This window comes from Flavobacterium flabelliforme (assembly GCF_017948675.1).
GTDB lineage: Bacteria > Bacteroidota > Bacteroidia > Flavobacteriales > Flavobacteriaceae > Flavobacterium > Flavobacterium pygoscelis.
In genome coordinates this window covers 236,028-254,318 of the sequence record NZ_JAGFBU010000001.1, presented here as the reverse complement: position 1 = coordinate 254,318, position 18,291 = coordinate 236,028, and the positions used below count along the sequence as shown (strand labels likewise).

14 protein-coding genes are annotated in these 18,291 nt (G+C 31.0%); 5 read left to right on the top strand and 9 right to left on the bottom strand.

Annotated features, from left to right (window positions below):
- Positions 1-931 precede the first annotated feature (931 nt).
- Complete coding sequence (locus J3S90_RS01090; protein WP_210644135.1) at positions 932-1,528, top strand: OmpA family protein; 597 nt, start codon at positions 932-934, stop codon at positions 1,526-1,528.
- Positions 1,529-1,698: 170 nt separating this feature from the next.
- Here J3S90_RS01090 and J3S90_RS01085 read toward each other — a convergent pair whose 3' ends face one another.
- The 7 genes from J3S90_RS01085 to htpG all read right to left on the bottom strand — a co-directional run bounded on the left by J3S90_RS01085 (position 1,699) and on the right by htpG (position 9,118).
- Positions 1,699-2,292: a hypothetical protein gene (locus J3S90_RS01085; protein WP_210644133.1), complete on the bottom strand. Its 594-nt coding sequence runs from the start codon at positions 2,290-2,292 to the stop codon at positions 1,699-1,701.
- A 226-nt stretch (positions 2,293-2,518) separates the two neighbouring features.
- Positions 2,519-4,297, bottom strand: coding sequence for an ABC transporter ATP-binding protein (locus J3S90_RS01080; protein WP_210644131.1), 1,779 nt, complete (start codon positions 4,295-4,297; stop codon positions 2,519-2,521).
- A 156-nt stretch (positions 4,298-4,453) separates the two neighbouring features.
- Positions 4,454-4,855 carry a lipocalin family protein gene (locus J3S90_RS01075; protein ID WP_317192523.1) on the bottom strand — a complete coding sequence of 134 codons (402 nt, stop codon included), beginning with the start codon at positions 4,853-4,855 and terminating at the stop codon, positions 4,454-4,456.
- Entirely contained in the window at positions 4,843-4,992 is a 150-nt protein-coding gene (locus J3S90_RS16090; RefSeq protein ID WP_317192515.1) for a hypothetical protein, read from the bottom strand. The genes J3S90_RS01075 and J3S90_RS16090 overlap by 13 nt, the downstream gene beginning before the upstream one ends.
- A 957-nt stretch (positions 4,993-5,949) precedes the next feature.
- Positions 5,950-6,366, bottom strand: coding sequence for a hypothetical protein (locus tag J3S90_RS01070; RefSeq protein ID WP_210644130.1), 417 nt, complete (start codon positions 6,364-6,366; stop codon positions 5,950-5,952).
- Between the two features lie 282 nt (positions 6,367-6,648).
- Positions 6,649-6,834, bottom strand: a complete 186-nt coding sequence (locus J3S90_RS01065; RefSeq protein WP_188049692.1) for a hypothetical protein — start codon at positions 6,832-6,834, stop codon at positions 6,649-6,651.
- Positions 6,835-7,213: 379 nt separating this feature from the next.
- A complete protein-coding gene (gene htpG / locus J3S90_RS01060; protein WP_188049694.1) occupies positions 7,214-9,118 on the bottom strand; it encodes a molecular chaperone HtpG in 1,905 nt (634 codons plus the stop codon).
- Between the two features lie 179 nt (positions 9,119-9,297).
- Between htpG and J3S90_RS01055 the strand changes: the two genes are divergently transcribed.
- From J3S90_RS01055 to J3S90_RS01045, 3 genes are all read left to right on the top strand, one after another.
- Positions 9,298-9,774, top strand: a complete 477-nt coding sequence (locus tag J3S90_RS01055) for a lipocalin family protein (protein WP_188049695.1) — start codon at positions 9,298-9,300, stop codon at positions 9,772-9,774.
- Between the two features lie 20 nt (positions 9,775-9,794).
- Positions 9,795-10,490: an OmpA family protein gene (locus tag J3S90_RS01050; protein ID WP_210644128.1), complete on the top strand. Its 696-nt coding sequence runs from the start codon at positions 9,795-9,797 to the stop codon at positions 10,488-10,490.
- 278 nt (positions 10,491-10,768) lie between these two features.
- Positions 10,769-11,716 carry an ABC transporter ATP-binding protein gene (locus tag J3S90_RS01045; RefSeq protein WP_210645492.1) on the top strand — a complete coding sequence of 316 codons (948 nt, stop codon included), beginning with the start codon at positions 10,769-10,771 and terminating at the stop codon, positions 11,714-11,716.
- A 192-nt stretch (positions 11,717-11,908) separates the two neighbouring features.
- Here J3S90_RS01045 and J3S90_RS01040 read toward each other — a convergent pair whose 3' ends face one another.
- Positions 11,909-14,320, bottom strand: coding sequence for a S9 family peptidase (locus J3S90_RS01040; RefSeq protein WP_210644126.1), 2,412 nt, complete (start codon positions 14,318-14,320; stop codon positions 11,909-11,911).
- 261 nt (positions 14,321-14,581) lie between these two features.
- On the opposite strand from J3S90_RS01040, the gene J3S90_RS01035 reads away from it, so the two are divergent.
- Entirely contained in the window at positions 14,582-15,589 is a 1,008-nt protein-coding gene (locus J3S90_RS01035) for a 3-oxoacyl-ACP synthase III family protein (RefSeq protein WP_210644124.1), read from the top strand.
- A 106-nt stretch (positions 15,590-15,695) separates the two neighbouring features.
- On the opposite strand, the gene J3S90_RS01030 is transcribed toward J3S90_RS01035, so the two are convergent.
- Positions 15,696-18,104, bottom strand: a complete 2,409-nt coding sequence (locus J3S90_RS01030) for a TonB-dependent receptor domain-containing protein (protein WP_210644122.1) — start codon at positions 18,102-18,104, stop codon at positions 15,696-15,698.
- Positions 18,105-18,291: the final 187 nt, after the last annotated feature.

The following is an 18,291-nucleotide window of genomic DNA, read 5'->3' as shown; positions in this document are numbered from 1 at the left end:
ATAACTGTTTGGTTTTTGTGTTTTATAGAGTTTCAATTCAGAAAGTAATTTTGAAAAAAAAAATGATCAATTCTCATAAAATAGTTCTTTATGAAACCGAATGCCCTAGCCCAGATAGAAGGGAAAATCCTTTTTTTAGTTTCGTTTTTTTAAACGAGACAAAAAAAGATTGGAATGATATCTGGAAATAGCTCCTGAAAATAAAGTTTTACGGATGAAAATAGCTATAGGAAAATTACTTTTCAACTAGGAAACCAACTTATGAGAATCATTGAAAACGTAAGAATTCATTAATATACGTAAGATGTAGCTGGCGAAAGAGTCATATAAAGTTCTGGTTATTCGCAAAATATTGAAGCCAAAGGATATGGCCGCTTGGATATCTCTTCAGGGCTAATGTAGATTTGCAATCTGTATTGCAAAAGATTGTAATTAATAAATAATTATTTGTTTTTTTTAGAGTAATATTAAAAAGCGCAAAAAAAATATCGATAAAAAGAGGCTTTTCTTTTAATAATTCTATAATTAACTTCTTATAATAATATTTAAATTTAGATATGAATTGGCTGTATCTCATTAAAAGTTTATTCTGTTTTATTGCTGTCTTTGTACTCTATAAATACGATTTATGGTGGAGAAAAAATAAAGTAGAAAACAATAAAGAGGCCTTAAACGACTATGATAAAACGGTAAGACCTGTTAGGAATTTTGGATGAAAAATCATGCTCTTAATATTAGGAATACTATTGTTGGTGTTAAGTTTTAAAGAATAAAAATACGGTGATAATTTTATAAAAAACAGATATAGTTGAATATTTTGATTTATTTTGGATGATTAAAAATAATACAAATCTTACTTTATTTGTTTTTTATAAGTAAATATTTACGAAAATTACAGTATGTTTGCGCTTTTAAATTTAAAATAAACATCATGAAAAAAATTATTTTAACGGCCATCGCCGTATTTGCTTTTGCTACGGGTTATTCTCAAGAGGAAGGTAAATTTAGAGTAGGATTAGATTTTGGATATACAATTCCTTCAAATGGAGGAGGTGGAGTATTATTATCAATTGAGCCTAAATACAACTTAAAAGACAATATGAATGTCGGTTTAAGAATTGGAGCCGCTGCTATGGTGCGTGATTTAAATAGAAATGGGGAATCTACTAGTGCGAAAATTTCAGCAAATGGTTCTTATGTGGGTACATACGATTACTATTTTAATAATTCAGGAGGTTCTTTTGTACCTTATGTTGGTGGTGGTGTTGGGTATTATAGTATTGCAAATGTAGAATTTGATGATGTTAATTCCTCTACAGAAACTGTTGGCTTAGATGCTACAGGCAAATTTGGTGGTTTATTAAGAGGTGGTTTTGAATGGGGTAAATTTAGAATGGGACTTGAATATAATCTTGTTCCTAAATCTACTTTACAAGATATGTCTGGTGCAGAAGTAGGAACTATTGCAAATAGTTATTTAGGTATCCATTTAGGCTTTTACCTTGGTGGAGGAAAATGGAATAAATAATTTTTATACAGGAACTAAATGGCGCAAATGTTTTAGACTTTGCGCTTTTTTTTGTTTTTATATTATTTGGTCTCTTTACTATAAAGCCGTTTTTGAGGGAATGTTTATAAATAAAAGACGATTAATAGTATTGAACTTTTAAGTAAATTAAATGGATTATAAAGGGGAATTTAATTCAAAATTTTAAAATCAAAGGCTAGTTTTTTAGTTTGAATTAAAGTACGCCAGTCCACAAAAAACAAACAGAATAACATTATAAATCCTAAAATAAAACTCAGAATCGACTGCCACGAAAAAATATTATCAATAATACTTTGTTGATTGTCAACTGCAAATTTACCTAAATGAAGCGCAATAGAATCACTAGTAAATTTACCAATCAAAAAGGGAATAATAATATAAAGAGGTTTTATTTTAGAAATACCAGCACCCAAAAATAATGGTGTTGTAGGAAGAGGTAACAAAGAATAAGCAAGCACAACAATTATCCCTTTCCATTTATTTTCGTTCATCTTATCCCCAAGGAACTTTATGTCTTCATTTTTTGAGGATTTTAAGAACTTGCTGGCTAATAATGGAGCATATAATAAAAGAATAAATCGACCTAAAACCGATCCTAAAACTCCAATAACAATAACAGCCCAAACGTTTAAATCAAATAAAATTTGAAGAAATACCATTATTGTAAATGCTGGTGCAAAAGGAAATGGGACAATGTCAAATAATAAAGAGCCAAAAAAAACTAATAGATAATGCCACCACATAGGTTTGGAGTTTAATTTTATCACTATGACCGATAAGCAAGGATTGCAAATTTGTAGTGTCAAAGTAAGGAACCTCAAAACTACAACTAAATACGGTGTAAAGCTGAAATACTTTTTTGCTTACCTATTTATCTTTAAAGGAAAGAGTTTAAGAGATGTGGGTGTAAAATGTGTTTCTAAATATTCGGATACTTATTCCTATTTATTAAAGTTTCCATTTTGAGTTTTAATCGATAGTTTGCGTTATTTTTCCAATATTTAAACTATTAGCCATCGCAGTGAATATCTTAAAATAAGTTCCTTTTAGATCATACAAACTTTCATGAGTTCCTACTTCTACAGCTTTGCCTTTGTCTAAAACAATGATGTTAGATGCATCGATAATTTGAGAAATACTATGCGAAATAATAATGACCGTTCTGTCTTTTTTTACAGCATCTAACGATTTTTTTATTTGCTCTGTTGCGATAGCATCTAGACTTGCTGTGGGTTCATCTAAAAATATAATAGGTGGATTTTTTAAAAATAATCTTGCAATAGCGATTCGCTGTTGTTGTCCTCCCGAAAGTAAATGCGCTTCCGATTGATAGCCATTTGGCAAGGCGCTAATTTGTTCATGAATATAGGCTTTTTTCGAAGCTTCTATTACCTCAATTTCAGTTGCATTTGGATTGCCATAAAGAATGTTTTCTGAAATTGTACCTTTGAAAATGTGATTCTTTTGCAATACCAATCCAATATTTTGCCTCAAAAAATTAGTATCATATTCCTTTAAATTAATACCATCTAATAAAATAGTGCCTTTGGTGGGTTGGTAAAATTTATCCAATAAATTTATAATAGTACTTTTCCCAGCACCACTTAATCCTACTAACGCGGTATTTTGATTTGGTTTTATTGTAAAGTTTACATTCTCTAATGCTTTCGTCCCGTTTGGATAACTAAAATCTATATTCTTAACTTCTAGTAATCCTGTTATTTTTTTAGGTTTATAAGAACCACTTACTTCTTTTTGATGGTCCGATTCTAAAATATCAAAAAATCCTTCTGAATAAATTAAAGCATCATTTACTTCGTCGTAAATTCGGTGTAGTTGTCGTATTGGTGCCGAAACATTGTTAAATAACATAATGTGAAACATAATAGCACCAATGGTCATGGTTCCGTTTAATACAAAATAGGCAGTTAGAATTATTATAATTACCACTCCAATTTGCTCTACAAAACCTTTTATACTTTCAAACATAAAGCTGGTTTTTCTGGTAGCCAACTGGTTTTCTGTCATTTCGTATTGTATGTCTTGATGTCGTTTGGCCTCAAGCGACTCTCGCACAAAGGATTTAATAACAGTGATTGATTCTATCAAACTAATGATGCCATTATTTTTGGTTTCTCTGTAGGTTCGCATTCGTCTTCTAAAACCACTTAGTTTAGTAGCTTGTAATTGACTGATGTAAAAATAAATGGGAATGATGCATAAACTAACCAAACCTACATAAAAATTAGCGTAAAACATTAATCCTAAAGCCACAATTGCATTAGCAAAAAGCGGTAAAATATCGATAAAAAAGTTCTGGACTAATCTGGTTAAGCTACTTATTCCTAAATCAATACGCGTTTGGAGTTTACCACTATCATTTTCGCTAGAAGTATAAAATTCCATGCGATAGCTAAGGATTTTTTCAGTTATCGTTTGTGAAATATCACGTGAAATAAAAATACGTAGTTTTTCTCCATAAAACTTTTGTCCAAATTGAACCACTGAGTAGATTAATTCTTTTGAAAGCAAAATGATGCTAATAATGCCCAACAAATAGAAACCTTTTGAAAGAGGTTCTCTAGCTACCATTAAATCACTGATAGAATCTACAGTATATTTTAGTATTAAGGCGTTCACTTGAGCTGCAAAGGAACCAATAAATGCAAGGAATAAGGTAGCCATTACCATTTTACGATAAGGCTTTACAAATGGCGTTATTTTTTTATATAAGGATGAAATAGTCATTTTAGCAATTTAAGAAGAAAAAATAATTCTCTCTAAATTTTTATTATTTTTTCTTTTTCTTCATTGCTTTTAGGGTAATCTATCTTATTAGCAAGCAAGTATTTTATGGTAAAAAGGGAGGGAATTGTAGAACCTAATTTCAGAGAAGCAATACTCTTAATTTTGTTTATCGTGTTTTACCCATATAAGGTCCTTTGTTGTATAACCGGACTTTTCTGCAATTTTCAAATAGTCTTTTTTGATAGCATCAGGAATAGTCGTTTCTCGAGATAAGATCCATAAATATTGTGTGCTCTTACCTGCAACTAAGGCGTATTTGTAATTTTCATCAATTGCAATTACATTATATCCAGCATAGAAAGGACCAAAGAAAGAGACTTTAAGCATTGCAATATCTTCGCTACCAACAAATTTAGCCTTTCCAATTGCTTGTGTCCATTTGTGTTTTTTTACGTTGTATCCTTTGTTTATAACTTTAATTTTCCCATCGTTTTTTAAAGAATATTCTGCTGTTGTATTATTTAAATCTTTTTCGAATTTGAAATCTAATCGGGCAATTTCATACCATTTTCCAAGATATTTTCTTTGTAAAACGGTTTAACTGCTGTTACATTTTCAGGAATTATTTTGCAAGAGCAAATAGATGCAACTATTAAAAAAAGTGTTGCTAAATAAATTATTTTATTGGTTTTCATAGATGTATTATTTTTTTTACCGATTTAATATAGGTCTTTAATAAAAGTTCTACCTATAAAATTGCATGGGATTAAATCGCATTACATTGTCTTTGCTAAGGTAGAATATCTGGGTTAAAATTATACTTGCTGTAACCAAAAATTTGGTAATTGCTTAGTTATAACTGCGAGGAATGATTGCTCGAAATTCTGTCTAAGACCAAAGACTCCCGCTCATATCTACAATATAAATTATTTTTTTATTAAAACATGCTAATATATGTTAATCAAAATAATGTATTAAATAGTCCTGCAAAAAGGTTGGTAGGACTAAGTTTTACGATACAAAATTGAACTGTTTTAAGAAACATATCAATTATTATTATTTTTGTCGATCACTATTTATAAAATTTAGAATTAATATCAAAACTGTAGATAAAATTACAATTGATATAAATGAATATCGAATAGTAAAATAGATTTCTTCATGAAAAAGATAAGTACTCCATGATGATTCTCGGTCTACAAAAACAGTATAATTAAAGAAAAACCAAATTAATATCAAGAATATATATTGAAGTGTTATTCTCATAATTTTCTGCTTAATCACTGAAAAGAAGTAAAATAGCATTATGAAGAAAAAACAGGAAAAGATTGATATAACGAAAATGTCTTCAAAAAAACCACACTCTAGACATCCACTGGAAATACTGTTAGAGAGTTTTCTCATTGACAAATAGAATTGCAAAAATGTAAATAGAAAAACAATGCAAATGTTAATAAATATTCTCTTTTTTGAAAAAGCTGCATAAGTTTTTATAAATGTTTTCATTTTAAATTTTTAAAAAAGACTATTTTTTATTGATTTTCATGTAAAATTACCGTTAAATCTTTGATTAGCTTTCTTGATAGAAGCGAGAATCAAAAAAATTATAAAATTTATATTTGCTGTAGACAGCAAAATTTTAGGATCATACCTCAGTGCTTACTTTTAATAATTAATTGGTCGTATTTCTTAGGATTAAATTCAATTTTTGGTTTGTGTTTTCCGTCAAATAATAGCATTGCATTTCTTTTCCGGAATTTATCGATAGCGATATAGTAGGTTTTATTTTCTAAATTAAATTTAAAGTCGATTGCATTTGTACTTCCAATAAAAAAGTCATCTCTCGCTGGTCCGTATTTATTATAAAGTGCGTTGGCTATTTTCTCAGGATTATTTTTGGTTATATTCCTAAATTCAATTTTTTCATTTGTCACAAAATAGATAGCTTGGTTTGGAGCTGTTATTTCAAAACCAAACTTTGTTTTTTGAGCAGCAGATACTTCTTGAATGTATTTGGAACCACAAGAACTCAATGCGGTTAAAAAAAATAGTAATATTATAATTCTCATTGTCTATTTTTTGGATTTAAATATCTTCGTCTAAATTAAAAATACAAGTGGAATTAAAAATTGGAAATAGAATAACTCTCACAATAATTTGATAATGAGTCTATAAACTATTAGTGAATTTCAACAGGATTAAGTTTGTCTGACAGAAATTTTTTTTATCCATTTTACCTTTTTAAAAGCGGTAAATTTTTTAGTCAAATATTCTATTTAGATAATTTTAATTTGATACATATTAAAAGTCTCTTACAATTCATTTTCTAATCTTTATTGATTTTATAGGTTCTATATTTTCTTGTTTTTCTTTTTAAATGTTAGAAAAATACAGATAATAAATGTAATTAAGAATAGCCAATCTAATGCTGGTTTTTTAAATGTAAAAGTGGCAAAATCGGTGTGTTTATACAAAGCTAATCCAATGGGAAATGCAATTATTGCAAAAACGATATTAAAGTTTATTTTATTTTTCATTTAATCAATGTTTCGTTATTAAATTTATAATTGGCTGTTTCCAAAGAGTAATTTTCAGAATTATGCTAAGTTCTTTGAATCCATTCCTATTTAGGACTTATATGTTTTTATGATTGTAAATAGTTTTTTTACTAAATAATTGTCAAATATATTAAAATTTTCTTACAATTTTCCGTAAGAACATATAAATACAAATTGTTCAAACTTAGCCCCGATAGTAGTGAAAATCCTTTGTTGTGGCGGTAGCCAAAAGCAAAGATTGTAGCAAATAGCGGGACAAAACTTCTTAGTAAAACATTCGATCTGCTCCAAAAAAAAGACCCGCAAGTTTGCACTTGCAGGTCTTCAATTCTCTACTTTATAGGAGTTTGGAAAGGATTTATTTAATCATCTCGAAACTTCTTTTTACAAATGCCGTTAGCGCTTCTCCTTTTAGAAGATTTTGCGATAATTTAGCTAAGTCAAGGGCTTGTTTGATTAAACTTTCTTGAGCTGCTTTATCGGTATTGTTCAAAATATTAGTTGCCAATTCAGAGTTAGTGTTTACCACTAAATTGTACATTTCTGGCATATTACCCATGCCAAACATTCCGCCACCGCCACCGGATTGGCTCATTTCTTTCATTCTACGCATAAATTCTGGTTGCGTGATGATAAATGGAGATGCATTGCTATCTAAAGCTTCTAGCTGCACAGAGTACGTTTGTTTAGGAACGATAGCTTCTAGAACGGTTTTTAAGTTAGTTTGCTCTTCTTCAGATAATTTAGAAATAGCAGTTTCTTCTTTTTTGATTAAGTTATCAATATGATCTGAATCGACACGGATAAAAGTCATGTTGCTGTTATCGCCTTCAATTTTTTGAATTAAATGAGAGATAATTGGCGAATCTAGTAATAAAACTTCGTATCCTTTTTCTTTCGCAGTCTCGATATAAGAGTGTTGCGCTTCCTTGTTTCCAGCATATAAAACTACTAGTTTTCCGTCTTTATCGGTTTGCGTAGCGGCAAGATTTGTTTTTAATTCTTCAAGCGTGTAGAATTTATCATCTACTGTTGGATATAAAACAAATGCGCCTGCTTTTTCATAGAATTTATCTTCAGAAAGCATTCCGTATTCCAATACGATTTTAATGTCATTCCACTTTTGTTCAAAATCAGCGCGATTTTCTGTGAACAAAGATTTCAATTTATCCGCTACTTTACGAGTAATGTAATTTGAAATTTTCTTAACAGCAGCATCTGCCTGCAATCCAGAACGAGAAACATTTAATGGGATATCTGGCGAATCAACAACCCCTTTTAACATCATTAAAAATTCTGGAACAATTCCTTCTACATTATCCGTTACATATACCTGATTTTGGTACAATTGGATTTTGTCTTTCTGAATTTGTAAATCAGAACCTAATTTTGGGAAATATAAAATACCAGTTAAGTTAAACGGATAATCAACATTCAAGTGAATGTGGAATAACGGCTCCTCAAACTGCATTGGATACAATTCATGATAGAAATTCTTGTAATCCTCTGGAGATAATTCTGTTGGTTGTTTGGTCCAAGCCGGATTTGGGTTATTGATAATATTGTCAACTTCTACTTCTGTAAAAGTTTTGTCTTTATCTTCTTCAGCAACTTCTTCGCCCTTTTTTTGTTCAATTTTCTCTGTCTTTGTTCCAAATTTAATCGGAATAGGCATGAACTTATTGTACTTATTTAATAACCCACTAATTTTAGATTCTTCTAAAAATTCTAAAGAATCTTCAGCGATATGTAAAATAATTTCCGTTCCACGAGTGGTTTTATCTGCTGGTTCTAATGTGAATTCTGGGCTTCCATCGCAAGTCCAATGTGCCGCTGGTTCGTCTTTGAAAGATTTAGTGATAATTTCAACTTTTTCAGCAACCATAAAAGCCGAATAAAAACCAAGACCAAAATGACCAATAATTCCAGAATCTTTTGCAGAATCTTTGTATTTATCTAAAAATTCTTCTGCTCCAGAAAATGCAACTTGGTTGATGTATTTTTCGACTTCATCGGCAGTCATTCCTAAACCTTGATCGATGATGTGTATTTTTTTGCCCTCTTTGTCTATTTTTACTTCAATAATTGGATTGCCATATTCTACTTTGGCTTCACCAATACTAGTTAAATGTTTTAATTTTAAAGTGGCATCAGTACCATTCGATATTAATTCTCTTAAAAAAATTTCGTGATCACTGTATAAGAACTTCTTGATCAAGGGAAAGATGTTTTCTACCGAAACATTAATTTTACCTGTTGTCATATTTTGAGTTTTTAAGTTTGTTTTATAGCCTACTATTCTTTCAAATAAGATACCAATAATAAGGGAAGTGACAAATTGTCGTAGCCTTTAATTATGATACAAAATATTATAATTTTGAAACAAAATTATAACAATGCAGTGTATCTTTGTATCAGTATTAATACATTAAATTTAGAAAGATGAAAAAAGTTATTTTAGTATGCACATTAGCAGTTTTGATGTTTGCATGTAAATCGAACTCAGCTACAAGTACGAAAACAGATAGAAAATCGCAAGTAGCTATAAAAGGGAATTGGGAAATTAGTTCAGTAACGTATCCAGGTTCACAATATGTGAAAGTGAACACTTTTCAATTAGCAGACTCAGAATGTTTTGTTGGTAGTACATGGAAATTCGTTTCAAATAACAATAAAGGAACAATGGCTTTAACAAAAACAAATTGTGTAGCTTTTAGTTCTCCAATTACTTGGTTTGTTAATGCAGACGGACAATTTGTTCTTAAGATATTAGATGCAGGCGAAAAAGCTAGAAAAGTAAGAGATGGTTATGTATTAGGTTTAGCTAATCAATCAGAAACTTCTTTTCAATTGATCGATAAAATTGATGTTGCAGGTAAAATGACGGACGTTGTTTATCAATTCCAAAAAGTAAATTAATATTAAAAAAAAATACAATTATGAAAAAGATTTCAATAGTTGCAATAGCAACAATAATGGTTATAGGTTCAATGTTTACGAGCTGTGAAGCGGTAAAAAACACAAACAAAACGCAAAGAGGAGCAGGAATAGGTGCTGTTGCAGGAGCTGTATTAGGAGGAGTTTTAGGTAACAATCTTGGTAAAGGTGGTAATGGTGCAATGGGAGCGGTTCTTGGTGGAGTTGTTGGTGGAGTTGCCGGTGGAGTTATTGGTAATAAAATGGACAAACAAGCAAGACAAATTGATCAAGTTCTTCCAGGAGCTGAAGTAGTTCGTGTTGGAGAAGGTATTAAATTAGTTTTAAATGAAAATGCAGTACGATTTGATACTAATAAATCATCTTTGACTGCTGCTGCTAAAGCTAATTTAGATAAATTAGTTCCAGTTTTTGCTGAATATCCAGATACTAATATTACTATTTACGGTTATACTGATAATACAGGTGCTGCTGATTATAACTTGAAACTTTCAGGAGAAAGAGCTGGAGCTGTAAAATCATACTTAAATAGTAAAGGTGTTTCTTCTAGTAGATTTCAGGTTACTGGTTTAGGTATTGCTGATCCAATTGCTTCTAATGAAACAGTTGAAGGAAGAAGCCAAAACCGTCGTGTAGAATTTGCTATTACTGCAAATGATAAAATGATCAAAGACGCTGAAGCTGAAAGTAAAAAATAAGCAAACATTACAATAAAATTTAAGGCTGTTTCTTCTAGAAGCAGCCTTTTTTTATGATTTGTTTTGAATGATTTGATAATACTAAAATTTTCAGTTTTAAATAGTAACCTTCAGTTGCTTATTTCAAACTAAAAAAAATAATTTATTAATGTATTTTTTTAAAAGTTAAATATTATTATTAATGAAGTTTTATCTGTGTGGAAAATCAATTATAAACCTAAATAAATCGTGGTATAAGCAAATTAAACATTGTAAATTTGTGCTCTCAAATAAAGATGATGCTAGAGATAAATAACATATCCTTCACGTATATTGATATTCCGGTAATTCAGGAAGTTAGTTTTACGATTGAAAAAGGTCAAAATACAGCGATTATTGGCGAAAGTGGCTGTGGAAAAAGTACTTTGCTAAAACTTATTTATGGTTTATACGATTTAGATGCTGGAGTAATAACCTATAATGAAAATACTATTTTGGGACCCAAGCATAATCTGGTTCCAGGAGAAGATTATATCAAATATTTAGCGCAAGATTTTGATTTAATGCCTTATATTACGGTAGAGGAAAATGTAGGTAAGTTTTTATCGAACATGTTTCCGGATGAAAAGAAACAACGTGTTTATGAGTTGTTAGACATGGTCGAAATGACCGCTTTCGCCAAAGTAAAAGCAAAATTTTTGAGTGGTGGCCAACAACAAAGAGTGGCATTGGCTAGAGTTTTGGCGTTAGAACCAGAAATTTTATTACTAGATGAACCTTTTAGTCAAATCGATTCTTTTAGAAAGAATTCATTGCGTCGCAATTTATTTAAATACTTGAAAGATAAAGGTGTTACGTGTATCATTGCAACTCACGATAGTACAGACGCTTTGGCTTTTTCTGATGAAACGATAGTGATTCAAAACGGAAAACTGGTTGTAAAAGGAAATTCGAAGCTGGTGTATGAAAATCCAATTAATAAATATACAGCTTCTCTTTTTGGCGAGGTTAATGAATTGAAATTATCTCAATTAATTCCTATCGAAGAAGAAGAGGATGAGTTTTTATTACTTTATCCACATCAACTAAAATTGGTTGACAGTGGAGTGATGCAAGTTGTAGTAAAACAATGCTATTATAAAGGCAGTCATTACTTAGTCAAAGCTGCTTTTGAGCGAAGAGCTATTTTCTTTGAGCACGATACAGAATTAGAAATAAATCAGGAAGTACACTTAATGCTAGCTTAAAATAAAAAACCCCGAAATTCAATGATTTTCGGGGTTTTCCATTTATTATAATTAAGCTTATTTTTAATCGTAGATTCAGTCATTTTAAATTTTTGAATCATTTGCCGATGAAGCAAAAAGGCGTGAATTTAATCAACCTTAAAAACTTTTTGACTTTGTGGCAATAAAACATATTTCTTAGTGGTAAGTAGCTTAATTCTTCAAATACTTCTCTAAAAACTGATCTTGTTCCCATAATAAGTGCAATATGTTTTCTTTCGCAGCATATCCATGAGATTCTTTTGGTAAAATGACCATTCTTGCGGGAGCACCCAATCCTTTTAACGCTTGAAAATAACGTTCTGTTTGTAAGGTAAATGTTCCTGGATTATTATCTGCTTCACCATGTACCAAAAGCATCGGTGTTTTCATTTTATCAGCATTCATAAACGGTGACATCGTATTATAAACTTCGGGAGTTTCCCAGTAATTACGTTGCTCACTTTGAAAACCAAATGGAGTTAGTGTTCTATTGTATGCGCCACTTCTAGCAATTCCACAAGCAAATAAATTTGAATGTGTTAACAAGTTAGCTGTCATAAATGCACCATAAGAATGACCGCCAACAGCTACTTTTTTTCTATTGATGTATCCTAAAGCATCAACAGCATTAATTGCTGCTTCGGCATTATCAACTAATTGCGAAATAAAATTATCGTTTGGTTCAGTTGTTCCTTCTCCAATAATTGGGAAAGCAGCATCATCAAGAACCACATAACCTTTGGTTACCCAATATACAAAGGAACCATAGCTAGGAAATGTAAATTCATTTGGATTTTGAGTAACTTGCCCTGCTGAGTTTTTGTCTTTGTATTCTGCTGGATAGGCCCAAATAAGCAATGGCATTTTTTCTTTCTTTACTTTGTCATAACCTACCGGTAAATATAATGTTCCCGATAACTCAACACCATCTTTACGTTTGTACTTGATTACTTCTTTGCTTACGTTCTTGATACTCTCAAAAGGATTTTTAAAGGCAGTAATTGGAGTAAGTTTGTTTTTCTCTTTAATATTTCTAATGTAGTAATTAGGATATTCGTTTTTAGATTGTATTTGTACTAAAACCGTTCCTTTTTTGAAATCTTCAATTTCAATGATATCCTCTTTTTTATCTGTATATGCAGATGTGTAAAGACGTTTTGATTGCAATGTTTTTAAATTATATTCTGTGATAAAAGGAAATTGACCATTTTTAGTAAATCCATCACCTATAAGAAATGCATTGTCATTTTCTATAGCCAAAACATATCTATTGTATTGATTTTTTTTGGTTTCAAAGTTCCCCGGATTAGAATAAGAATCTTGTGAATTTCTATCAAAAATTACTTTTGGTTCTTGACTCGGATTTGATGGATTGATTAAATAAGTTTTAGTATTACGAGTATCGTACCATTCGTCTGTTGCAATTGCAATATTGTCATTTCCCCAAATCATTCTGCTGTAGCGTTGAGGTGTTTTTACCAATGAAGTTGCAGCAGTTGTAAAAGGAGCGTTCCAAAGAAAAACCTCGTCTCTATAATCTACTTTATTAGCAGGATCTCCACCATCTAAAGCTTCTGCATATACTAATGTTGCTGGTTTGTCTGCTCTCCAACTCATGTTTCTTCTTCCTTTTCTAACGGCCATAAAACCTTTAGGAATTATTTCTGTAAGAGGCACTTCATTTACAACCTTTACTTCTTTTCCTGCAACATCATATATAGTTGTTTTCATCGGAAAACGACTTAAGGGAACAATATAGGAAAACGGTTTTTGTATTGTATTTAACATCAAGTAATTTCCGTCTGGCGAGAAACTTTCTCCTGCATACATAGCTGCTTTTTGAAATAAAGTAGCCGTTCCGTTTAAGTTTATCTTATATAATTCAGACGTCATGATGTTTTCAAAGTTGATCTCATCATTCTTGTTTTTCAACATATCTGGATACGTTCTGTTTTGAGATTTTTCTCCGTCAGCATTCGAAATTATCGGACCAGTTGGAAGATCTTTTTTAGAATCTAAAAGTGCAGCTCTATTTTTTGGTAGCATTTTTACCAAAATAGTTTCATTGTCATTCATCCAACTGAATGGATTGCCAAGATTTGCATTGACTGTAGCTTCTGTTAGTTTTGTAGCTTTTGCTGTAGATACATCAATTACCCAAAGTTCAACCCCAGTATTTGTAGTATGTGAGAAAATAATTTTTTTATCGTTTGGAGACCAAGATAGATTGCTAATACGAGGATTATCAGGCAATCCAGCAACTTGCATCTCCTTCTTATCGCTTACTTTTTGAAGTTTAAGGTTGTTGACATACGTAACGGTACTAGAAATGTTGGTTACGGGATTGATGCGTAAACCTCCCAATCGCAGTTCGTCTTGGTTTAAATCATCTAATGATTTATAGGTATTTCTATAGGATAATAATAAATATTCTTTTTTTGTATCCATAGATACTGAAGGTGCTCTTTCATAATCGGCTAATTCTAAAATAGATTTAGAAGGTTTTTGATAGCTGAGATTTTCTTGAGCATAGGTGGTTAAACTCAGTCCGAGGAAAAGAAAAAATGGAATTTTCAATTTCATGATTTAAGTGATTTTAAATTAGCAACCGAAAATAAAGTAATGTTATTAGATTTGAAAGTAAATGACTCTTTTTAACTTTTGCAAGAGCTTGATATTCATCAAAATTATTCCTTTAATGTTTTTATTTGTGTGAATTCGAATTCAGTTTTAGTTCTCTTAAAAGCATAAAAATTGTAAATTGCTAAAATAATGGTAATTTGGTAGCTCATATTTTTAAGTATGTTATAAATTTGCAATCGTATTTTAATAAAATAATATAATATGTATCATTCAAAAATAACAGGGTTAGGATTTTATGTTCCCGAAAACGTAGTGACAAATGATGATTTGTCTAAACTCATTGATACTAATGACGAATGGATTCAAGAGAGAACAGGAATACAAGAAAGAAGACATATTGTACCTGGTGAAGATACCACGACATCAATTGGCGTAAAAGCAGCTGAAATTGCAATTACTCGTTCTGGAGTGGCTAAAGAGGATATTGACTTTATTGTTTTTGCTACTTTGAGTCCAGATTATTATTTTCCAGGACCAGGAGTTTTGGTTCAAAGAGATTTGGGATTAAAAACTATAGGCGCATTAGATGTTAGAAACCAATGTTCTGGTTTTATTTATGCTTTATCTGTTGCAGATCAGTACATAAAAACGGGTATGTATAAAAATATTTTGGTGATTGGTTCTGAAGTACATTCATCTGGATTAGATATGACATCGCGCGGTCGTGGTGTTTCTGTAATATTTGGAGATGGAGCAGGAGCAGCAGTTTTGAGTAGAGAAGAAGATTTGACAAAAGGGATTTTATCAACACATTTACACTCTGAAGGACAACATGCTGAAGAGTTAGTGCTCAAAGCACCAGGAATGGGTGGTCGTTGGGTATCTGATATTTTGGCGGATAACGATCCAGACGATGAGAGTTACTTTCCTCACATGAATGGACAATTTGTATTTAAAAATGCAGTAGTTCGTTTTAGTGAAGTAATCAATGAAGGTTTAGAAGCTAATAATTTAGAGGTTTCTGATATCGATATGTTAATTCCGCATCAAGCAAATTTGAGAATTTCTCAATTTATTCAAAATAAATTTAAGTTAAACGACGATCAAGTTTTTAATAATATTCAAAAATACGGTAACACAACAGCTGCATCTATTCCAATTGCTTTGACCGAAGCATGGGAACAAGGCAAAATAAAATCTGGAGATACCATTGTATTAGCTGCTTTTGGTAGCGGATTTACTTGGGCTAGTGCTATTATTAAGTGGTAGAATAAAGTTTGATATCATTGAATTATTCAATAAAAAAACCCGGAGTTGGCATACTCCGGGTTTTTTATGGATAACAACTATTAAAAACTAATTCTCTAATTTTTCATTAAAACATTCCTCCGCCACCTTCTTTGGTATTGTTGTCTCTTTGTTTGCGCTGTAAACTTTTGTTTTTTCCAGCACCAAACATATAATTAAAACCTACATAAACCGATTGACTTTCCCAACTGAATTGTCCTACTTGAGGATACGGATTGTCTCCGCTAAAACCAGCTTTCATTGTGTCGAAAATATCATTAAAACGAATGCTTAAGGTTGCCTTGTCTTTTAAGAAAGAGTAACGTCCACCTGCATCAATTTTATACATTTCCTTACCATTAAACTGAACACCATCAACTCCCGATCTATAAAAACCGAATAAAAGGAATCTAAGATTTTTATTGGCTTTAAAATTACTTGTAAAACGAGCATTAAATGCAGCGGCATCAACTTGTTTTGTTACAAAGTCAAAAGAATTTGACGTTGAATTGTAAACAGAAATCAATCCTTTTTGAGCAATGCTTGAGAAATCTACCGCAGGTTGAATATCCCACCAACTGTTTATCTTATAATTTAAAGAGGCTTCAAAACCATACGCTCTATTATTATCAAAGTTGTCATAACTTAGAATTTGTTGATTTTGATTTTGTGGGTCTGGATAGATAATTCGGTTAATTTCGTTATTAATAGATCTCACAAAAACACCTGTAGTGATCGATCCTTTAGTAATGGTTTTTGTATAATTTACTTCGACAGAATTTGTAAATTGAGGTTGTAATTCGGGATTTCCAATAGAGGTAATTCTTGGAGTACTAAATTCTCTTATTGGTTTGGTTTGGTCTAAACTAGGTCTGTCTACACGGCGACTGTAACTAATTTGAAATTGATCTTTCTCGCTAGGAGAATATGTCATCGACGCTGATGGATATACCGTAATATAATCGTCCTTGAAAGCAACAGTGTTATTTAGTTTCGCATTCACTTTATAGCTTTCCAGACGAGCACCCAATTGATAACCAATTTTACTAAATTTTTGTCCAAAAGTTACGTAAGCCGAATTAATGTCTAAATCGTATTGATAATTAGAATTTGATAAAGCGCTGTTTGTAGTAACATAATTATTGTCCGTTCTAACAATTCTAGTTTCTGCACCTAATTCCAATTTGCTTTTTTCGTTCAAAGGGTTTACGTAATCAAGATTAACGATAGAGTTTTGTCTTTTTTCGTTGATGTTGTCTCTATAACTACTACTAGGAATTATAGGATTAGTAAAAGCGGTACGGAAATTTGAAATTTCATCTCCAGTATAAATACTGTGATTGATTTCTAAATCTAATGACTCTCCTTCTTTTTTTGTTAAATGTTTAAAGGCTAAATTGTAGGTTCCGTCAGTGTTATTTCCTTTATATTTCGAATTTTGAAATAGGTTTTTGGAGGCATCAGGATTTGTAATAGCAACATCGATTTGTGCATTTCCAAGTTGTTTGTTTTGATTTGTATAAACAGACAAGGTGTTTTTATCATTGATGTAATAATCCATTCCAATTTTAAACAAATGGGATTTATCGTTATTGATGATATCAAGATGTTGATTGCTAAGGTCATCTAATCTCAGGATATTTCCCTCATTGAGTTTCTTACCAAAGTTATTCCCGTAAGTTCCAAAAAAGTTTAATTTTCCAGTTCTATAGTTCATGTTAGTAGAACTATTAATTTTTGGTTTTTTGGCAAAAGTTAGTCCCGTATTTATACTGGCATTAAACCCATCACTAGCATTTTTATGCAAAACAATATTAATAATTCCTGACATTCCTTCTGGATTATATTTTGCACTTGGATTGGTGATTAATTCAATTTTCTTAATAGAAGTAGAAGGAATTTGTTTTAGTAATTGTGCAGCATCAATATTGCTAGGACGACCATCTATTAAAATCCTAACATTTTCATTTCCTCTCAAAGATATTTTTCCGTCCTGATCAACATTTACAGAAGGAATGTTACTCATAATATCCGAAGCCGTAGCTCCCGAAGTCGTAAGGTCTTTTCCGACATTAATTACTTTTCTATCAATTTTTTGTTCAATTGTAGAACGCTCGCTAATTACTGAAACTCCTTTTAGTTCAATGGCATCTTCCTCAAGGGAAATGGTGTTTAAGTTTAAAGTAGTATTCTCAGTAAGTTTTGCTGATTTTGTGATGGTTTTGTATCCAATAAATTGAATTTCTACCACATAATCTTTTAAGGCTAAATTCTTGATTTGAAACAATCCTTTTTCAGAGGTAATTCCGCCGGTAATAATTTTGTTGTTTTCCTTTATTGTAATGTTTACATAAGCTAAAGGTTCGTTCGTTTTTTGGTCAATTACCTTACCTGAAATACTTCCTGAGTTTTCTAAAAGTGTTGGTTTGACAGCTGTTTGTGCCTGCAACGAAAAGAGCGTTGCAATAAAGCAAATTAGTGTTAATTTGATTTTCATGATTGATTGTGATTTGATTGTGATTTGATTGATGTTTAAACTTTAATCCATTAAATAATTACTTAATGTTACTTAGTAAGACTGCATAAATTATTATTTGTTACAGATTTTTTTTGAAAAATAAATCTGTTTGTTGAAAATAAAAACTAAACAACTCATAATGAATAGGAAATTATCTCATTCTTCA

Excerpts from the sequence above, each read along its gene's own strand:
- J3S90_RS01090 (WP_210644135.1), top strand. The coding sequence starts at position 932 with ATGAAAAAAATTATTTTAACGGCCATCGCCGTATTTGCTTTTGCTACG.
- J3S90_RS01085 (WP_210644133.1), bottom strand. The coding sequence starts at position 2,292 with ATGTGGTGGCATTATCTATTAGTTTTTTTTGGCTCTTTATTATTTGAC.
- J3S90_RS01080 (WP_210644131.1), bottom strand. The coding sequence starts at position 4,297 with ATGACTATTTCATCCTTATATAAAAAAATAACGCCATTTGTAAAGCCT.
- J3S90_RS16090 (WP_317192515.1), bottom strand. The coding sequence starts at position 4,992 with ATGAAAACCAATAAAATAATTTATTTAGCAACACTTTTTTTAATAGTT.
- J3S90_RS01070 (WP_210644130.1), bottom strand. The coding sequence starts at position 6,366 with ATGAGAATTATAATATTACTATTTTTTTTAACCGCATTGAGTTCTTGT.
- J3S90_RS01065 (WP_188049692.1), bottom strand. The coding sequence starts at position 6,834 with ATGAAAAATAAAATAAACTTTAATATCGTTTTTGCAATAATTGCATTT.
- htpG (WP_188049694.1), bottom strand. The coding sequence starts at position 9,118 with ATGACAACAGGTAAAATTAATGTTTCGGTAGAAAACATCTTTCCCTTG.
- J3S90_RS01055 (WP_188049695.1), top strand. The coding sequence starts at position 9,298 with ATGAAAAAAGTTATTTTAGTATGCACATTAGCAGTTTTGATGTTTGCA.
- J3S90_RS01050 (WP_210644128.1), top strand. The coding sequence starts at position 9,795 with ATGAAAAAGATTTCAATAGTTGCAATAGCAACAATAATGGTTATAGGT.
- J3S90_RS01045 (WP_210645492.1), top strand. The coding sequence starts at position 10,769 with ATGCTAGAGATAAATAACATATCCTTCACGTATATTGATATTCCGGTA.
- J3S90_RS01040 (WP_210644126.1), bottom strand. The coding sequence starts at position 14,320 with ATGAAATTGAAAATTCCATTTTTTCTTTTCCTCGGACTGAGTTTAACC.
- J3S90_RS01035 (WP_210644124.1), top strand. The coding sequence starts at position 14,582 with ATGTATCATTCAAAAATAACAGGGTTAGGATTTTATGTTCCCGAAAAC.
- J3S90_RS01030 (WP_210644122.1), bottom strand. The coding sequence starts at position 18,104 with ATGAAAATCAAATTAACACTAATTTGCTTTATTGCAACGCTCTTTTCG.